The organism is Achromobacter sp. MUI-25009338 (assembly GCF_057359325.1).
In genome coordinates, this window is sequence record NZ_CM170627.1 from 4,575,547 (window position 1) to 4,593,343 (window position 17,797).

Below are 17,797 nucleotides of genomic sequence, written 5' to 3' on the forward strand. Positions count from 1 at the left end.
TTGGGGGATTCCCTTGGACCATGCCCGGGCTTCAGCGCTCCAGCATCGGCCAGACCCGCTCCACCCGCCACGCCACCCAGCCGGCCACCAGCGCCTTGGCCACGTCGCCCGGCAGGAACACCGCCACGGCCAGCGCCGCCTTGGCCAGTTCCATCTTGGCCACCACCGCCAGCCACGGCACGCCGAACGCATACACCACCAGAATGCCGCCGACCACGCAGGCCAGCACGTAGGCCGCCGCCTGCGCGGCGCCGCGGGCTCGCGCGGCCAGGCGCCGGGCCAGCCAGCCGGTCACGCAGGCGCCGGCCACCAGGCCCACCAGGAAGCCGCCGGTCGGCCCGAAGAACGCGCCCAGCCCGCCGCGCCCGCCCGGCAGCACCGGCAGGCCGATGGCCGCCAGCGCCAGATACAGCAGGCACGCCAGCGCGCCGCGCAACGGCCCCAGCATCGCGCCGGCCAGCATCGCGCCCAGCGTCTGCAAGGTGATCGGCACCGGAATGGCCGGCAGCGGGATGGGCGGGATCAGGCTGAGGACGACAATCAGCGCCGCGAACAGCGCGATCAGCACGGTGTTGCTGGATTTCATGGTGGTTCCTTGCTGGTGGATAAGGTCAGGCGCTGCGCGCGTCGATGGCCTCGGCGACTTCCTGGGCCCGTTTCAGGGTCAGCACGATCAGCGGCACGATCAGCGCGACAGGGTTGGCGCCCAGGCCGCGCGCGGCCTGGGCTTCGCGGATTTCCTGGAAATTGCGCCAGATCTCGGGCACGAAGCGCAAGGCCAGCGCCAGCGCCAGCGCGACCTTGCCGGCGTCGACCAGTCCGACGCGCTGCAGCGGCATCAATGCTTTTTCGCAGACGGCGATCAGGTCCGACGTGCACGTCGCCAGCGTGACGGCCAGCGCCAGGCCCACCAGCGCGCCCACGCGCAGCAGCACCGCCAGCGCCGCCTCCCCGCCCTGGAACCACGCGGTGAAGCCGCCCACCGCCGCGAGCACCCAGACCAGCCCCCGCACCTGCCGCCAGACCGCGGCCGCCGCCACGCCGGTGGACCAGACCAGCACGGCCGCCGCCAGGCAGGCCAGCGCCAGCCAGCGCGGATCGCGCAGCAGGAACAGCCCCGCCCCCGCAAGCACCAGCGCCGCCAGCTTGAAACCGGCCGGCAGCCGGTGCAGCGCGGTGGCGCCGGGCACGTACAGCGGCTCCATCATGCGCAGTGCTCCCGATACCAGCGCAGCGCGGCGGCCGGCGCGTCGTCGGCCGCGATATTGCCGTCGCGCACGACCAGCACCCGGTCGAAATCCTCCAGCAGCTCCAGATCGTGGCTGACCACGATGGCGTCGTGCGGCAGCGCGCCGATGGCGTCGCGCACCCGGTTGCGGTTGCGCAGGTCCAGCTGGGTGGTGGGCTCGTCGAACACGATCAGGGCCGGCTCCATGACCAGCACCGCCGCCAGCGCCACCAGCTGGCGCTCGCCGCCGGACAGGGTGTGGCTGGTCCGGTCGGCCAGGTGCCCCACGCCCAGGCTGTCCAGCTGGGCCTCGATGCGAGCCTCGCGCTGGCGCCGGTCCGGCGCCAGCTGCTTCAGACCGAAGGCCAGGTCCTCGCGCACGATGGGAAATACGATCTGATTCTCGGGATTCTGGAACACGAACCCGACCTGCCGGCGCACCGCCTTCAGGTCGTGGCGGGTGTCCAGCCCGCCCACCCGCACGCTGCCCGCCGAGGGCAGCACCAGCCCGTTGACCAGTCGCGCCAGCGTGCTCTTGCCGGCGCCGTTGGGGCCGACGATGCCGATGCGGCGTTCGGCCAGCGTCGCGCTCACCCCGCGCAGCACTTCGGCCCGGGGCGTGGAAACAACCGCCTGGTCAAACTCGATTAACATGGGGCGGGATTATGCCCGAACCATTTCGGGCATCGGGACTCCAAGAGCTCATATGGACAAAGTACGCAAATCCGACGCCGAATGGCGCGCCCAGCTTTCCCCGGAAGAATACGTTGTCACCCGTGAAAAGGGTACCGAACGCGCGTTCACGGGGCGTTACTGGAATACGTTCACGCACGGCATCTACCGCTGCGTGGGCTGTGGCACGCCGCTGTTCGCGTCCGACACCAAATTCGACGCCGGCTGTGGCTGGCCCAGCTACTTCCAGCCGCTGGATCCGGCAAACGTGCGCGAAGAGCGCGACACCAGCCACGGCATGGTGCGCACCGAAGTGCTGTGCAACGTCTGCGACTCGCACCTGGGCCACGTCTTTCCCGACGGCCCCGAGCCCACCGGCCTGCGCTATTGCATCAATTCCCTGTCAATGACGTTCGAACCCGTAGACGACTGAATGAAGAAGTTCCTGTTCGACCTGTTTCCGCTGTTCCTTTTCTTCATCGCCTACCGGTACACGGACATCTTCATCGCCACCGGCGTGGCCATGGCCGCCGCAGTCGTCCAGATCGTCTGGCTCAAGGCCACCGGCCGCGCCACCGAGGCCATGCACTGGATCAACCTCACGGTCATCCTGGTGTTCGGCGGCGCCACGATCTGGCTGCACAGCGACGTCTTCATCAAATGGAAGCCCACGGTGCTGTACTGGCTGTTCGGCGGCGCGCTGCTGTTTGCGCGCCTGTTCTTCGGCCGCAACCTGATCCGCCGCCTGATGGAAAAGCAGATCCAGCTGCCCGACGCGGCCTGGGAGCGGCTGAACCTGGTGTGGGCCGCCTTCTTCCTGATCGCCGGCGCGCTCAATCTCTACGTGGCGTTTTCCGGCCAGTTCACGGAGTCGCAGTGGGTCAGCTTCAAGGCCTTCGGCCTGATGGGCCTGATGGTGGTTTTCGTGATCGGGCAGTCGATCTGGCTGGGCAAGCACATCCAGTCCGACGAACAGACGCCCTCCGGCCCCGACTCCCCGGCCGGCAAGCCCTGAACCGCCCTGCTCCGTCCGGCGCCCCGCGCGCCGGCGTCCATACTTCCTCAGCCATGTCAGACACCACCGACCGCATCGCCCTGATCCGGGAACGGCTCGCCGTCCTGGAACCCGCCAGCCTGGAAATCATCGACGACTCCCATTTGCACGCCGGACACGAAGGCAGTAAAAACGGCGCCGGCCACTATCGCGTGATCATCGTAGCGCCTTGCTTCGCGGGGCTCTCGCCGGTCGCGCGGCATCGGCTGGTGTATCATCATTTGCAAGATTTGATCCCTTATCCGATTCATGCGCTTGCGCTAGATGCCCAGGCTCCCAAATAGAAAGCAAAGGATATTCATGAAACGCATCGTCATGCTGGCTGCGGCCTGCGTCATCGCCGTGCCGGCTATTGCCCAGAACGTGGCCACCGTCAATGGCAAGGCCATTTCGCAAAAGAGCCTGGATCAATTCGTCAAGCTGCTGGTCAGCCAGGGCGCGACCGATTCGCCGCAACTGCGCGAACAGGTCAAGCAGGAAATGATCAACCGCCAGATCTTCGTGCAGGCCGCCGAATCCAGCGGCATCGCCAAGCAGGCCGACGTCCAGACCGAGATCGAACTGGCCCGCCAGGGCATCCTGGTCCGCGCTCTGATGGCCGACTACCTGGCCAAGCATCCGGTCTCGGAAGCCAAGGTCAACGCCGAATACGAGAAGATCAAGAAGGAACAGGCCGGCAAGATGGAATACAAGGTCCGTCACATCCTCGTCGAAGACGAGAAGACGGCCAATGACCTGCTGGCCCAGATCAAGAGCAACAAGAGCAAGTTCAACGACCTGGCCAAGAAGAACTCCAAGGACCCCGGCAGCGCCGAAAAGGGCGGCGACCTGGGTTGGGCGCCCCCGACCAACTACGTCCAGCCGTTCGCGCAGGCCGTGACCCAGCTGAAGAAGGGCGAACTGGTCGACAAGCCGGTGCAGACCCAGTTCGGCTGGCACATCATCATGGTCGACGACACCCGCCCGGTGGAATTCCCGCCGCTGGACCAGGTGCGCACCCAACTGGAAGAAATGCTGCGCCAGCAAACCCTGGCCGACTACCAGAAGGAACTGCGCGAAAAGGCCAAGATCCAGTAGGATGGGTGGAGCGCGAGAGATTCTGCGCAAGCACTCGACCGCTCAACGCGCGTAACCCATCAGCCGGCGAAAGCCGGCTTTTTTTCGTGCCCAGAAAAGCGGCGGCTGGCGCCGCCTGATGGGTTTCGCGCGTACAGCGGTGGCGTTCTTGTCCGGATCTTGCCGCGCCACACCCATCCTACGATCGGCGCAACGAACGCAGGATAGGCGCTCAGACGCCCAGCAACGCCTTCAACCCATCCTCATCCAGCACCGCCACGCCCAGTTCCTGGGCCTTGGCGAGCTTGCTGCCGGCGTCCTCGCCGGCCACCACGTAGGCGGTCTTCTTGGACACGGAGCCGCTGACCTTGCCGCCGGCGGCCTGGATATGCATGGAGGCCTCTTCGCGCGTCCAGTTGGGCAGGGTGCCGGTCAGCACGAAAGTCTTGCCGGCCAGCGTGGTGCCTTGCGGCGCGGCCTCGGCCACGGGGTTCACGCCCTGGGCCTTCAACTGCCCGATCACGTCGCGGTTGTGCTGCTCGGCGAAGAAATGGCGGATCGAGGCCGCCACCACCGGGCCCACGTCGGGCACGGCGGACAGGGCTTCCTCATCGGCGTCCATGATGGCGTCGATGCTGCCAAAATGGCGCGCCACGTCGCGCGCCGTGGTTTCGCCCACGTGGCGAATGCCCAGCGCGAACAGCAGGCGCGACAGGCTCGGGGTGCGCGCCTTTTCGATGGCGGCGACCAGGTTGTCGGCGGACTTCTGGCCCATGCGGTCCAGCCCCACCAGTTCGAGCGGCCGCAGGCTGTACAGGTCGGCCAGGGTCTTGACCCGGCCGCTGTCGACCAGCTGGTCCACCAGTTTCTCGCCCAGGCCCTCGATGTCCAGCGCCTTGCGGCTGGCGGCGTGCCACAGGGTCTGCTTGCGCTGGGCGCCGCAGAACAGGCCGCCGGTGCAGCGCGCGATGGTCTCGCCTTCCAGGCGTTCGATGGCCGAGCCGCAGACCGGGCAGGCCGTGGGCATGGCGAATTCGCGGGCGTCGTCCGGGCGCTTGTCGAGCACCGGTCCCAGCACCTCGGGTATCACGTCGCCCGCGCGGCGCACGATGACCGTGTCGCCGATGCGCACGTCCTTGCGGCGGATTTCGTCTTCGTTGTGCAGCGTGGCGTTGGTGACGGTCACGCCGCCGACGAACACGGGCTTGAGGCGGGCGACCGGCGTGATGGCGCCGGTGCGGCCGACCTGGACCTCGATGTCCAGCAGCGTGGTGGTGGCTTCTTCGGCGGCGAACTTGTGCGCCAGCGCGAAGCGCGGCGCGCGCGCCACGAAGCCCAGCACTTTCTGCGCCGGCAGCGAATCGACCTTGTAGACCACGCCGTCGATGTCGTAGGGCAGCTCGGCGCGCAGCGCGCCGACCTTGGCGTAGAAGGCCATCAGGCCCTCCGCGCCGGTGGCGCGGTGGTTGTGCTTCACGTTGACCGGCAACCCCAGCGAGGCCAGCCAGTCCAGCATGGCGCCGTGGGACTTCTCGGGCAGCTGCGAGGTCTCGGCGGCGCCGGCCGAGGCCTCGGCGAACAGGCCGCCCTGCGAGCCCGGCAGGCCATGCACCTCGCCCCAGCCGTAAGCGAAAAAGCGCAGCGGGCGCTTGGCGGTGATGCGCGGATCGAGCTGGCGCAGGCTGCCGGCGGCCGCGTTGCGCGGGTTGACGAATACTTTCTCGTCGCGCCTGGCCTGGGCTTCGTTGAGTTTGACGAAATCGGCGCGGTTCATCAGCACCTCGCCGCGCACTTCCAGCACTTTCGGGGCGGGGCCCTTGAGCTGCAGCGGGATCGCCTTGATGGTGCGGATGTTGGAGGTGACGTCCTCGCCGGTCTGGCCGTCGCCGCGGGTGGCGGCCTGCACCAGGCGGCCGTCCTCGTAGCGCAGGCTGATGGCCAGCCCGTCGAGCTTGAGTTCGCAGAAATAATCGGCCTGCTGCGCCGGGCCGAGCAGGCCGGCGCCGCGCAGCGTGTCGGTCACGCGGCGGTCGAAGGCCAGCACGTCTTCCTCGTCGAAGGCATTGCCCAGCGACAGCATGGGCACCGCGTGGCGCACGGCGCCGAAGGCCGACACCGGCGCGGCCCCGACCCGCTGGGTGGGCGACTCGGGCGTGACCAGTTCGGGATGCTCGGCCTCCAGGGCCTGCAGTTCGCGCATCAGCCCGTCGTACTCGGCATCCGAGATGGAGGGCTCGTCGTAGACGTAGTAGCGGACGTTGTGCTGTTCGATTTCTGCGCGCAGGCGCGCGGCGGCCTGCGCCGCGCTTTCACCGGAAGAGCCTGTCTTCATTCAAGCAAAGACCCGTTGGGCGCGTTCGCTGCCGGCGGGCAGGCCCGCCTGTTCCAGCTGGCCGAACAGCACCTGCAGCCGTTCGTCGATGACCGTCTCGGAACCCTCGGCCAGCGGCTTGCCCTGGTCGTCGACCAGTTCGGCGCGCAGGCGCGCGGCCAGGTCGCGGCCCACGTCGACCATGCGGCCGAAGGCGCGGCTGTCGGCCGGGCTGCAGGGCACGTCGAGCAGCAGGTACAGGCGTTCGATGCCGCCCATGCCCGCGTCGAAGGCGGCGCCGTCGGCGCGCGCCAGCGTGAAGCGGGCCACGCCGTTCTCGGCCGGCCAGGCCAGGCGGTTGCCGTCCGGCACGAAGCCGATCTCGCGCGCCACGGCCAGCACTTCGGCGGCCGGCTGGGCCGTGCCCAGCAGCAGGGTCAGGCCGACCTGGGTGTCCAGCGCGGCGCAGGTATCGTCCAGGCGGGCGCCCTGCTCCAGCACGGCCTGCTGGTCGGGGCCTTCGATGGTGGCGTCGAAGCGTTCGGCCATGTCCTGGGCGCGGGCCCAGGCCTGCGACCACTCGATGGCCGTCAGCGGACCGCTGCGGTTGGCCAGCAGCACGGCCAGCTGCATCGAGGCATAGGATTCGTCGGCGTGGATGTGCGCGCGGTGGCGGCGCTGGTCGGTCTCGGCGAACACGCGCATGGGCTTGCGGCCCACGTGGCGCAGGCTCTGCATGTAGGGCAGCAGCTCGGCGCCGCGCACCGGTTCGGCGAAGTTGATTTCGATCACGACCTCGCAGGCGGGGTCCGGCTCGACCGTGTCGTCGGCGTCCGTGCCCGGATCGACCGGGGCCGGCTGGCCGGGCTGGGCGCGCGCGGGCTCGCCGCCCATGCCGGGTTCACGCCGCGCCGCGGCCGCGCCGCCCGCGGCGGCTCCCGCCCCCAGCAGGGGGTCCTGCTCGGAGGCCGGGAAATGGGTCTGCATCCTGCGCCGCACGCGCCGGTCCTGCCACCAGTTGAATCCCAGCACCAGCAGTATCAGCAGGACGCCCAGGGCAATCAGCCCGATCTGCAAATCACTCATGTATCAATCCCGCGCCGAAACGCCCGGCGCCCTTCTTAGTATTGGTTTATGCCGCTTCGGAGGCCATCATCTGGACGGCCGAATCTATATCTACCGCAACGATACGCGAAACCCCCTGCTCTTGCATGGTTACACCGATCAGTTGCTTGGCCATCTGCATCGCAATCTTGTTGTGCGAGATGAACAGGAACTGGGTCTGCTCGCTCATGTTGGCGACCAGGTTCGCGTAGCGCTCCGTGTTGGCGTCGTCCAGCGGCGCGTCCACCTCGTCCAGCAGGCAGAACGGCGCGGGGTTGAGCTTGAACAGCGCGAACACCAGGGCGGTCGCGGTCAGGGCCTTTTCACCGCCGGACAGCAGGTGGATGGTGCTGTTGCGCTTGCCCGGAGGCTGGGCCATGACCTGCACGCCGGCGTCGAGGATTTCCTCGCCCGTCATGGTCAGCCTGGCCTCGCCGCCGCCGAACAGCTTGGGGAAGAGCTCGCCGAAGTGGCCGTTGACGACGTTGAAGGTTTCCTGCAGCAGCTCGCGGGTCTCGCGGTCGATCTTGCGGATGGCGTCCTCGAGGGTCTCGATGGCGGTCATCAGGTCCTGGTGCTGCGAATCCAGAAAGCCCTTGCGCTCGCGCGAGGTGTTGAGTTCGTCCAGCGCGGCCAGGTTGACCGAGCCCAGCGACTCGATCTGGCGCGAGATGCGGCCGACTTCCGACTGCAGCCAGCTGGCGCGGCGCCATTCGTCGGGCTGGTTGGCCAGTTCCTGGGCCAGGGCCTCGCGGTCGACTTCGCGCGCGTTGAGCTGCTCGGTGAACTGTTCTTCGGCCAGGCGGGCGGCCTGTTCCTGCAGCTGCAATTCCATGATGCGGGCGCGCCGCGGTTCCAGGGTCTGCTCCTGCTGCATGCGCTCTTCGTCGGCGCCGCGCAGCAGGGCCGCGAGGTTTTCGAGCTCCTGGCGCGCGCGCGACAGCGCTTCCTCGCGCTCGGCGCGCACTTCCAGGGCGTCCTGCAGGCCGGCCTGGGACGCCGAGGCGTCCAGTTCGGCCAGGTCGTCCTGCAATTGTTCCAGTTCGACGCTGGCGCGCTGGCTCTGGTCGGCGGCCAGCTGCTGGTTGCGCTGCAGCTCGGTGATGCGGACCTGGATGCTGCGTTCGGCGAATTCGGCTTCCTGGGCGGCGCGTTCCAGCTCGCGCAGGGCGTTGCGGGCGGCCTCGGCCTGGGCGGCCAGGGTCTCGCCGTCCATTTCGGCGTCGGCAAAGCGGGATTGGTGCTCGGCCAGTTCCTCGTCCAGCGTCTCGAAGCGCGCTTCGGCCTCTTCGCGGGTGGCGCGCAGGTCTTCTTCCTGGACCTTGATTTCCTCCAGGTCCTGGCGCAGGCGCGAGGCGCGCTCGCCCGACTGTTCGGCCTGCTGCTGCAGGCGCGAATGTTCGAGCTGGATGTCGTGGACCCGGCGGGTGACCTCGGCGACCCGCTGGCGCGCCGGCGCGATGGCCTGCGACACCTGCTGCCAGCCGGCCTCGGCGCGGGCCACCGCGGCGCGCGCCTGGTCGGCGATGAGCTGCTGGGCCTTGATCTCGCGCTGCAGGTTTTCGATTTCCTGCTGGCGGGCCAGCAGGCCGGCCTGTTCGGAGTCCGGCGCGTAGAAGCGCACGCTGTGCGCGTCGACCAGGTGGCCGGCCTTGACCACGCAGGCGCTGCCGGCCGGCAGGCTGGCGCGCATGGCCAGGGCCTGGGTCAGGTCGGGGGCCGTGTAGACGCCGCCCAGCCACTCGTTGAGCAGCGTGCGCAGGTCGGGATCGGTGATGCGCAGCAGGCTGGCCAGCGGGGTCAGCCCGGCCGGGGCCGGCGGCGTGGGCGCGGCCACGGGCAATTGATAGAACGCCAGGCGCGCCGGCGGCGCGTCCTCGGCGAAGGCGTGGGCCCAGTCCAGGCTGCGCACTTCCATGGAGGCCATGCGTTCGCGCAGGGCGGCCTCCAGGGCGGTTTCCCAACCCGGCTCGACGTGCAGCTTCTGCCACAGGCGCGCCAGGCCGGCCAGTTCGTGCTTTGCCAGCCAGGGCTCCAGCGCCCCCTGCTTCTGCACGTCTTCCTGCAGCTTGACCAGCGCCGACAGGCGGGCCTCCAGGCGCGCCAGGTTCTGCGCCTCGGTCTGGGCGGCGGCCTGGGCGCGGCTGCGCTCGGCGTCGGCTTCCGGCACCCGGCCTTCCAGGGCGGCCAGTTCCTGCTGGGCTTCCTCGAGCTGGTCCTCGCCGGCCAGGCGGTCGCCGGCCAGCTGTTCGAGGCGCACGGGGTCGGGGCTGTGCAGTTCGCGCAGTTCCTGCTGCAGGCGTTCGCGGCGCTGCTCCAGGGACTGCATCTGGCGGTCGGCGTCGCGCTGGGTCTGGGCGACCAGGGCCAGGTTCTGCTCGACCCGGGCCAGCGCGGCGCGCATCTCGTCGCGTCCGGAGGCGGCTTCGCGCACGCGCTGTTCGATGGCCGGCAGCGCGGCCTGGGCGTCCTCGGCCTTGGCGCGCGCCTCTTCGGTGCGGGCCGCGCCGGTCGCCAGGTCGTCCTCGGCCTGGGCGATCTGCTCGGTGCAGTGCTCGCGCTGGGCGGTCCATTCGCCGATCTGCTGCTGCAGCTGCTCGCGGCGCGCCTGCAGGCGGTTGCGCGAATCCACCACGTGGCGGATCTCGGCCTCCAGGCGGCTGACCTGGGCATTGGCTTCGTACAGCGCGCCCTGGGCCGTGTGGACCGCGTCGCTGGCCGCGTAATGGGCCTGGCGCCGCGACTCCAGCGCCGCCTCGCCCGCCCGCAGGCCGGCGATGGCGGCTTCCAGTTCGTTCTGGGCCTGCGCCATTTCCTGGGCCTTCCGGGCGCGCTCTTCGCGCGCCCCGGTTTCCTTCAGGAGCCATAGCGCGTGCTGCTTCTTTTCGCCGTCGGCCTGCAGCTCGCGGTAGCGCGTGGCCACTTCGGCCTGCGCCTCCAGCTTTTCGAGCTGGCTGTTGAGTTCGCGCAGGATGTCCTCGACCCGGGTCAGGTTCTCGCGGGTGTCGGACAGGCGGTTCTCGGTCTCGCGGCGGCGTTCCTTGTAGCGCGACACGCCGGCCGCCTCTTCGAGGAACACCCGCAGTTCTTCGGGGCGCGCCTCGATCAGGCGGTTGATCATGCCCTGGCCGATGATGGCGTAGCCGCGGGCGCCCAGGCCTGTGCCCAGGAAGATGTCGTGGATGTCGCGGCGGCGGACCTGCTGGTTATTGACGAAGTAGCTGCTGGTGCCGTCGCGGGTCAGGACGCGGCGCACGGCGATTTCGGCGTAGCTGCTCCATTGGCCGGCGGCGCGTCCTTCGCTGTTGTCGAACACCATTTCCACCGAGGCCCGGGCGGCCGGCTTGCGGTTGCCCGAGCCGTTGAAGATGACGTCCTGCATGGACTCGCCGCGCAGCTCCGAGGCCTTGGCCTCGCCCAGCACCCAGCGCACGGCGTCGATGATGTTCGACTTGCCGCAGCCATTGGGACCCACCACGCCCACCAGCTGGCTGGGCACGGGAATCACGGTGGGATCGACGAAAGACTTGAAGCCGGCGAGTTTGAGCTGAGTAAGACGCACAGTACGATGGGTGACGACGGAGGGGTTGAACCAAAGGCGTTAATGGACCTGGGGACCTGGACCTGCCGCGCAGATTGCAAACCGGCCCATTCAGGGCCGGCTCTCATATGGTCCGTATGATACCGCAGGCGCCCCCGGCCAGAACGTTAGCAACGGTCAACACGCGGGCAAACGCGCAATGGCCGCCGCCTGGCGTCCGGCTATACTCCCTGACACTTTTTGGCACGACACACAAAATTTTCACGCGGACCGGCCGGACTCCGGCCCAAGCACGGGGACATTCTTGAAACGTGGTTTCTATCTGGTCATGGCCGCGCAGGCCTTCTCATCATTGGCGGACAATGCGCTGTTCATCGCAGCCATCGCCTTGATACAGGAGCTGCACGGGCCCGACTGGCTGGCCCCCATGATGAAATGGTCGTTCGCGCTGGCGTATGTGGTGCTGGCCGCCTTCGTCGGGGCGCTGGCGGATTCCTTCCCCAAGGGCCGCGTGATGTTCTCCACCAATGCACTGAAGGTGGGCGGCTGCCTGCTGATGTTCTCCTACGCCAATATCGGCATTCCGCCCCACTACCAGACCTATCTCGTCTGTGTCGCCTACGGCATCGTGGGCATCGGCGCGGCGGCCTATTCCCCGGCCAAGTACGGCATCGTGACCGAAATGCTGCCCCCGGCCATGCTGGTCAAAGGCAATAGCTGGATCGAGGGCCTGACGGTCTTCTCCATCATCCTGGGCACCGTGCTGGGCGGCCTGCTGATTTCGTCTTCCGTCTCGACCGCCCTGCTCAGCCACTCGTTCATCGGCAGCCTGGTCCACACCCCGGCCGAGGCCGCGATCCTGGTCATCGCCTTCGTGTATCTGCTGGCGGCGCTGTGCAACCTGATGATTCCGCACACCCACGTGCGCTACCCGCCGCAGCAGAAGAACCCGGTCCGCCTGGTCCGCACCTTCTGGGGCTATGTCTGTGTGCTGTGGAAGGACAAGCTGGGCCAGATCTCGCTGGCGGTCACGACCCTGTTCTGGGGCGCCGGCGCCACGCTGCAGCTCATCGTCATCGAATGGGGCCGCAGCCACCTCGGATACCAGCTGGACAAGGCCTCGATGCTGATGGGCGTGGCCGCCCTGGGCACGGTGGTCGGCTCCATCCTGGCCGGCCGCATCCCGCTGCGCCGCGCGCTGGCCGTGCTGCCCGTCGGCGCCGCCATGGGCCTGGTGGTGCTGCTGATGCCGCTGGTGTATTCGCCCTGGAGCGTCTACCTGCTGCTGCTGATCACCGGCGGGCTGGCCGGCTTCTTCGTGGTGCCCATGAACGCGCTGCTGCAGCACCGCGGCCACGTGCTGCTGTCGGCCGGCCATTCGATCGCCGTGCAGAATTTCAACGAACAGCTCAACATCCTGCTCATGGTGGCGATGTACACCCTGCTGCTGTGGCTGCAACTGCCGATCAACCTGATCATCGTGATCTTCGGCACCGTGGTCACCGTGCTGATGGTGGTGTTCATGCGCTGGAGCAAGCGCAATCTGCAGGCCAACCCCGAACTGCATGAGCAGATCGGCCAGGAAGGCCACGGCCGCGCGCTGGATTCCTCGCACTGAATACGGACGCTGCAAAGAAAAACCGGGCTGGCGCCCGGTTTTTTTTCGTCTGCGCGGCCGGCGGCCTCAGTCCATGCGGGCCGCCAGCTTCAGGTCCTGCCAGGCGCGCGCCTTCTCGGCGGGGCTGCGCAGCAGATAGGCCGGGTGGTAGCTGACCACGACCGGGATCTGCTGGCCGTCCTCGGTCTTCAGTTGATGGATGCGGCCGCGCAGGCTGCCGATGGTGGCGTCCGTGCCCAGCAGCGTCTGGGCCGCGAAACGGCCCAGCACCAGGATGCGCTGCGGCTTGAGCAGCGCGATCTGCCGCATCAGGTACGGGCTGCAGGCGGCGATTTCCTCGGGCTTGGGATTGCGGTTACCGGGCGGGCGGCACTTGATCACGTTCGTGATGAAGACGTCGCGCTCGCGGCTCATGGACACGGCCGACAGCATGGCGTCGAGCAACTGGCCCGAGCGGCCCACGAAGGGCTGCCCCTGCCGGTCCTCCTGCTCGCCCGGCGCTTCGCCCACCACCAGCCAGCGCGTGGGCTGGCCGCCGTGGCCGAACACCGCGTTGCGGCGCCCCTTGCACAGGCCGCAGGCCTCGCAGGCCACGACCTGTTCGCGCATTTCGTCCAGGCTGGCGTTGCGGACGGCCTCGGCCACCGGAATCGGCGCCGGCGGCGGCGCTTCCTCGGCCACCTTGGGCGCCGGGCGCGGCGGCGGGCCTCTGCGGTTCAGGATGGAAGCCGGAATGCCCGGACGCCCGGTCGCGGGCGGCGCCGCGGGTTCGGCCGCGGCCGGGCGGGCCGGCGCCGGCGCGCTTGCGGGCGCGGCGGGCGCTTCGGCCGGCAAAACCGGTTTGGAAACAGGGACTTGGGGCTGGGGCGCGGGCTGCTCGGCGGCCGGCGTCGGGCGCAGCCACAAACGTTCCATGCCGATCTCGCGCAGCCAGAAGCGCTGCAGCGGGTTGACGCTGGGCGGCCGGGGCGCGACGGGCGGCATCATGCGGCCGCTCCCGCCGCCGCAACGCGCTTCTGCATGACCAGGGCGTCTTCGCGTCCGCCCTTCTCGGCCGGATAGTAGCCGCGGCGCACGCCGATCTGCAGGTAGCCGTGACGCTTGTAGAAAGAAACGGCCGATGCATTGGAGGGGCGCACTTCCAGCAGCACGCCTTCGAGTCCGTGTTCGCGCGCCTGCTGCTCGCACCAGTCCAGCAGCAGGCCGCCCAGGCCCTGGCGGTGCAGCGCCTTGTCCACCGCGATCACCAGCAGATGCGCCACGTCGGGCGCGTGCATGACGATGCAGAACCCCGCCAGCCGGCCTTCGCGGCGCAGCACCCAGGCGCCGTAGCCGGCCGCCAGCGCGTCGGCGAAATTGCCGCGGGTCCAGGGAAAGGCCTGCACGTGCGCCTCCAGCGCCACCACCTCGTCCAGGTCGGCGTCGGTCATGGGCTGCGGCACCCAGGGCGCCAGCGCGGGCCGGGCCTTGGGATTGCCGCCCTCGCCGCGCAGGCGTTCGGCGGTGGTGAAAGCCACCTTGTCGCGCACGTAGAGCGGCGCGGCCAGTTCCGGGGCCACGGCCTCGCCGCGCAGCCAGCCCTGGCGCGCCAGGCGCGCCACGCTGGCCGCCTCGGGCCGCTGCGCGCCGGCGGCGCGGCGCCAGTCCGCGGGCGCCGCCATGTCGGCCGCGTAGGCGTCCCAGGCGTCGCCGGCCAGCACCGCGTTCAGCGGACGGCCCGCGCGCGCCGACCAGCCGGGCAGATGATGTTCGGTCCAGGGCGCGACCTCGGCCGCCGCGATCAGCAGCGGCGCCTGCAGGGTATCCCAGCCGGTTTCGCCGTCGGTCCCCTCCAGCCGCCGGTACACGGCCAGATAGACTTCATTCATGCGGGCGTCCAGCGCCACCACGATGGCGTCGGCAGGGGTCGCGTCCACCTGGGCGGCGACCGCCATATGAGAGACAATGGGTAACACCGGAATGCCCAGCCCCAGCCCCATGCCCTGGGCCACGCCGCAGGCCACGCGCAGCCCCGTGAAGCCGCCCGGCCCCTGGCCGAAGGCCACCGCATGCAGGGCGTCCGGGGCCAGCCCGCTGGCCGCGAGCAGCTCGCTGGCCATGGGCAAAAGCCGTTCCGCGTGCTCCTGGGAGCCCTCGTGCTCCCTGACGCTGACCTCCACCCGGCCGTCGGCCGCGCGCAAGAGGGCCACGCCGCAGCGGGACGAAGAGGTTTCCAGGGCCAGCAGGTTTAGTTCCATAGATGCAGATTGTACGAAATACGGCGGCTCCGCCCCCGGTTATTAGGGGGATTTCAACCATGGATCGCAATGTGTAATATCTTGTGAACGCCCACTAGCCGCTGGTTCTTGCCACTGTTACATTTCCGGCCATGAATACGCAAAACACCACCCCCACCCGAAAAATCCTCGTCGTCGACGATGATCCGCGCTTGCGCGATCTGCTGCGCCGGTATTTGTCCGAGCAGGGATTCAACGTTTTCGTTGCCGAAGACGCGAAAGAGATGGGCAAGCTCTGGCAACGCGAGCATTTCGACCTGCTCGTGCTGGACCTGATGCTGCCCGGTGAGGATGGCCTGTCCATCTGCCGCCGGCTGCGCGGTGGCCATGACAATACCCCCATCATCATGCTGACGGCCAAGGCGGAAGAGATCGACCGCATCGTCGGCCTGGAGATGGGCGCGGACGATTACCTGTCCAAGCCGTTCAACCCCCGGGAACTGCTCGCGCGGATCAATGCGATCCTGCGCCGCCGCGGCACCGAGGAACACCCCGGCGCCCCCAGCCAGGAGAACGAATCCATCGCGTTCGGCCCCTATGTGCTGAACCTGTCGACCCGCACGCTCACGCGCAACGGCGAACAAGTCCCCATCACCACGGGCGAATTCTCGGTGCTCAAGGTGTTTGCGCGCCACCCGAAGATCCCGCTGTCGCGCGACAAGCTCATGGAGCTGGCCCGTGGCCGCGAATACGAAGCCTTCGACCGCAGCCTCGACGTCCAGATCTCGCGCCTGCGCAAGCTGATCGAACCGAATCCGTCCAAGCCCGTATTCATCCAGACCGTCTGGGGCCTGGGATACGTGTTCGTGCCGGACGGTGGCAGCTGACCGGCTCGCCCGCCCCGGGCAGGAGCGCAGCCTCGTGCCCCGCTTGCGCAGAACCTTCAGGAACCTGACTTCACGTTTGCGGCTCGGCTTGTTCGGCCGCACGTTCCTGTTGCTCGCCGCGCTGATGCTCGTCAGCCTGGGCGCGTGGCTACAAGTCTTCTTCAGCATGGAGCTGGGACCGCGCGCCAATCAAATGGCGCAGCGGGTGATCACGGCCGTCAATATCACGCGCACCGCGCTGATCTATTCCCATAACGACGAGCGCAGCAAGCTGCTGCTGGACCTGGCCACCAACGAAGGCATCCAGGTCTATCCGCGCGAGGTCACGGACTTCGCCGAAGCCCTGCCCGACGACGACTACTGGCAGCGCGTGGCCCAGCACATCCGCACGCGCTTCGGCCCCGAGACGCAGATCGCCTGGGGCGTGAACCAGGTGCCCGGCTTCTGGGTCAGCTTCCAGATAGAGAAAGACCTGTACTGGCTGGTGTTCGAGCGCGAGCAGATCGGCCTGACGGGCGGGATCGAATGGCTGGGCTGGGGCGCCACGGCGCTGCTGCTGTCTCTGGTGGGAGCCGCGGTCAGCGTGGGCTTCGTCAACCGGCCGCTGTCGCGGCTGGCGCGCGCCGCCCAGGTGCTTTCGCGCGGCGAGACGCCGGCCGCCCTGCCCGAGCAGGGGCCGCTGGAAATCCGCGACCTGAACGCTTCCTTCAACCGCATGGCCAAGGATCTCAGACAGGCGGAAGCCGACCGGGAACTGATGCTGGCGGGGATTTCGCACGACCTGCGCACGCCGCTGGCGCGCATGCGGCTGGAGATCGAGCTGAGCGGCGTGTCCGAGGACGCCCGTCAGGCCATCGACGAAGACCTGGGCCAGATCGACCACAGTATCGGACAGCTGATGGAGTACGCGCGCCCGGCCGGCACGCTGCCGCAGCTGGCCACCGACATTTCCGCCGTGCTGGCCGAACTCTACGAGCGCGAACGCAGCCATACCGCGTCGCTGGGCGGCGAACTGGACGCCTCGCTGGAGCCGGGCCTGCGGGCCCGCATCACGGCGCTGGATCTCAAGCGTATCGTCAGCAACCTGATCGAGAACGCCCGCCGCTACGGCCGCTCGCCCGACGGCATGGCCCATCTGACCATGACGCTGCAGGCCGACGGCGCCATGATCGCGATCGAGGTGTCCGACCGCGGCCCCGGCATCGCCCCCGAGGACGTCGACCGCCTGCTGCGGCCGTTCTCGCGCGGCGAGGCGGCGCGCACCGGCGTCAGCGGCGCCGGCCTGGGCCTGGCCATCGTCGAGCGCCTGCTCAAGCATGTGGGCGGCTCGTTGCGCATGCTCGCCCGCGAGGGCGGCGGCCTGACCGCCCGGATAGAGTTGCCCAAAGCCAAGTTTAGGAATTATCAATTAGACAACGACAATCCATAGCGTAGAATTTGGGGTTTGAGGCAGTGCCTTAATTTCACCGACAAACTGGGAGTAAACATGAAAACTGTTGGCGACAAACTCGAGCCCTTCAAGGTCACCGGCGTCAAGCCCGGCTTCAACCAACACGAAGAAAACGGCGTGTCGGCATTCGAAGACATCACCGAAAGCTCGTTCCCCGGCAAGTGGAAGGTGATCTACTTCTACCCGAAAGACTTCACGTTTGTTTGCCCGACCGAAATCGTCGGCTTCAACAAGCTGGCCAAGGATTTCGAAGACCGCGACGCCGTTCTGCTGGGCGGCTCCACCGACAACGAATTCGTCAAGCTGGCATGGCGCCGTGAGCACCCGGACCTGAACAAGCTGGGTCACTACCAATTCGGCGACACCACCGGCGCCCTGATCGACCAGCTGGGCGTGCGTGAAAAGGGCGCTGGCGTTGCCCTGCGCGCCACGTTCATCGTCGACCCGGACAACACGATCCAGCACGTTTCGGTGAACAACCTGAACGTCGGCCGTAACCCCGAAGAAGTCCTGCGTCTGCTCGACGGCCTGCAAACCGACGAGCTGTGCCCGTGCAACCGCTCGGTTGGCGGCGCCACGCTGTAATTTCCAGCCCGGCCCGGGATCTGCCCAGCAGGTCCCGCGCTGGGCTTTAACTGCGCTAGATGATAGGTAAAAACT

Annotated in this window: 16 protein-coding genes; 8 read left to right on the top strand and 8 right to left on the bottom strand. The window is 68.3% G+C overall.

Annotated features, from left to right (window positions below; genetic code table 11):
• Positions 1–31: 31 nt before the first annotated feature.
• Genes AC1IQ6_RS21630 through AC1IQ6_RS21640 form a run of 3 tightly spaced genes read right to left on the bottom strand, consistent with a single transcriptional unit; the run spans position 32 to position 1,882 of the window.
• Positions 32–586 (bottom strand): biotin transporter BioY, encoded by a 555-nt coding sequence (locus AC1IQ6_RS21630; RefSeq protein ID WP_479730366.1) that lies wholly within the window; start codon positions 584–586, stop codon positions 32–34.
• Between the two features lie 25 nt (positions 587–611).
• Positions 612–1,208, bottom strand: coding sequence for an energy-coupling factor transporter transmembrane component T family protein (locus AC1IQ6_RS21635; protein ID WP_485865276.1), 597 nt, complete (start codon positions 1,206–1,208; stop codon positions 612–614).
• Complete coding sequence (locus tag AC1IQ6_RS21640) at positions 1,205–1,882, bottom strand: energy-coupling factor ABC transporter ATP-binding protein (protein WP_102774375.1); 678 nt, start codon at positions 1,880–1,882, stop codon at positions 1,205–1,207. Before AC1IQ6_RS21640 ends, AC1IQ6_RS21635 begins: the two co-directional genes overlap by 4 nt.
• 52 nt (positions 1,883–1,934) lie before the next feature.
• On the opposite strand from AC1IQ6_RS21640, the gene msrB reads away from it, so the two are divergent.
• From msrB to AC1IQ6_RS21660, 4 genes are read left to right on the top strand one after another with little or no spacing between them, the layout of a single operon-like run.
• Positions 1,935–2,333 (top strand): peptide-methionine (R)-S-oxide reductase MsrB, encoded by a 399-nt coding sequence (gene msrB / locus AC1IQ6_RS21645; RefSeq protein ID WP_102774374.1) that lies wholly within the window; start codon positions 1,935–1,937, stop codon positions 2,331–2,333.
• A complete protein-coding gene (locus AC1IQ6_RS21650) occupies positions 2,334–2,915 on the top strand; it encodes a septation protein A (protein ID WP_102774373.1) in 582 nt (193 codons plus the stop codon). It begins immediately after the preceding gene.
• A gap of 53 nt (positions 2,916–2,968) precedes the next feature.
• Positions 2,969–3,238, top strand: a complete 270-nt coding sequence (locus AC1IQ6_RS21655) for a BolA family protein (RefSeq protein ID WP_102774372.1) — start codon at positions 2,969–2,971, stop codon at positions 3,236–3,238.
• A 16-nt stretch (positions 3,239–3,254) separates the two neighbouring features.
• The gene (locus AC1IQ6_RS21660) at positions 3,255–4,031 is read left to right on the top strand and encodes a peptidylprolyl isomerase (RefSeq protein ID WP_102774371.1); all 777 of its coding nucleotides are present in this window, start codon (positions 3,255–3,257) and stop codon (positions 4,029–4,031) included.
• Positions 4,032–4,242: 211 nt separating this feature from the next.
• Here AC1IQ6_RS21660 and ligA read toward each other — a convergent pair whose 3' ends face one another.
• Genes ligA through smc form a run of 3 tightly spaced genes read right to left on the bottom strand, consistent with a single transcriptional unit; the run spans position 4,243 to position 10,987 of the window.
• Entirely contained in the window at positions 4,243–6,342 is a 2,100-nt protein-coding gene (gene ligA, locus AC1IQ6_RS21665) for an NAD-dependent DNA ligase LigA (RefSeq protein WP_485865277.1), read from the bottom strand.
• Positions 6,343–7,407: a cell division protein ZipA C-terminal FtsZ-binding domain-containing protein gene (locus AC1IQ6_RS21670; RefSeq protein WP_102774364.1), complete on the bottom strand. Its 1,065-nt coding sequence runs from the start codon at positions 7,405–7,407 to the stop codon at positions 6,343–6,345.
• A gap of 46 nt (positions 7,408–7,453) precedes the next feature.
• Positions 7,454–10,987 (bottom strand): chromosome segregation protein SMC, encoded by a 3,534-nt coding sequence (smc, locus tag AC1IQ6_RS21675; protein WP_485865278.1) that lies wholly within the window; start codon positions 10,985–10,987, stop codon positions 7,454–7,456.
• A gap of 283 nt (positions 10,988–11,270) precedes the next feature.
• Here smc and lplT point away from each other — a divergent pair, with 283 nt between their 5' ends.
• Complete coding sequence (gene lplT, locus AC1IQ6_RS21680) at positions 11,271–12,584, top strand: lysophospholipid transporter LplT (protein WP_111826561.1); 1,314 nt, start codon at positions 11,271–11,273, stop codon at positions 12,582–12,584.
• A 66-nt stretch (positions 12,585–12,650) separates the two neighbouring features.
• Here the strand turns inward: lplT and AC1IQ6_RS21685 are convergent, their stop codons facing one another.
• Together AC1IQ6_RS21685 and tsaB are read right to left on the bottom strand one after the other, a co-directional pair.
• Positions 12,651–13,571 (bottom strand): uracil-DNA glycosylase, encoded by a 921-nt coding sequence (locus tag AC1IQ6_RS21685; protein ID WP_485865279.1) that lies wholly within the window; start codon positions 13,569–13,571, stop codon positions 12,651–12,653.
• Entirely contained in the window at positions 13,568–14,821 is a 1,254-nt protein-coding gene (gene tsaB / locus AC1IQ6_RS21690; RefSeq protein WP_485865280.1) for a tRNA (adenosine(37)-N6)-threonylcarbamoyltransferase complex dimerization subunit type 1 TsaB, read from the bottom strand. The genes AC1IQ6_RS21685 and tsaB overlap by 4 nt, the downstream gene beginning before the upstream one ends.
• A gap of 131 nt (positions 14,822–14,952) precedes the next feature.
• Between tsaB and risA the strand changes: the two genes are divergently transcribed.
• Genes risA through AC1IQ6_RS21705 form a run of 3 tightly spaced genes read left to right on the top strand, consistent with a single transcriptional unit; the run spans position 14,953 to position 17,722 of the window.
• Complete coding sequence (gene risA / locus AC1IQ6_RS21695) at positions 14,953–15,687, top strand: response regulator transcription factor RisA (protein WP_003813882.1); 735 nt, start codon at positions 14,953–14,955, stop codon at positions 15,685–15,687.
• Positions 15,688–15,721: 34 nt separating this feature from the next.
• Entirely contained in the window at positions 15,722–17,116 is a 1,395-nt protein-coding gene (risS, locus tag AC1IQ6_RS21700; protein ID WP_168202245.1) for a sensor histidine kinase RisS, read from the top strand.
• A gap of 57 nt (positions 17,117–17,173) precedes the next feature.
• A complete protein-coding gene (locus AC1IQ6_RS21705; protein ID WP_003813886.1) occupies positions 17,174–17,722 on the top strand; it encodes a peroxiredoxin in 549 nt (182 codons plus the stop codon).
• The last annotated feature ends 75 nt before the right edge of the window (positions 17,723–17,797 follow it).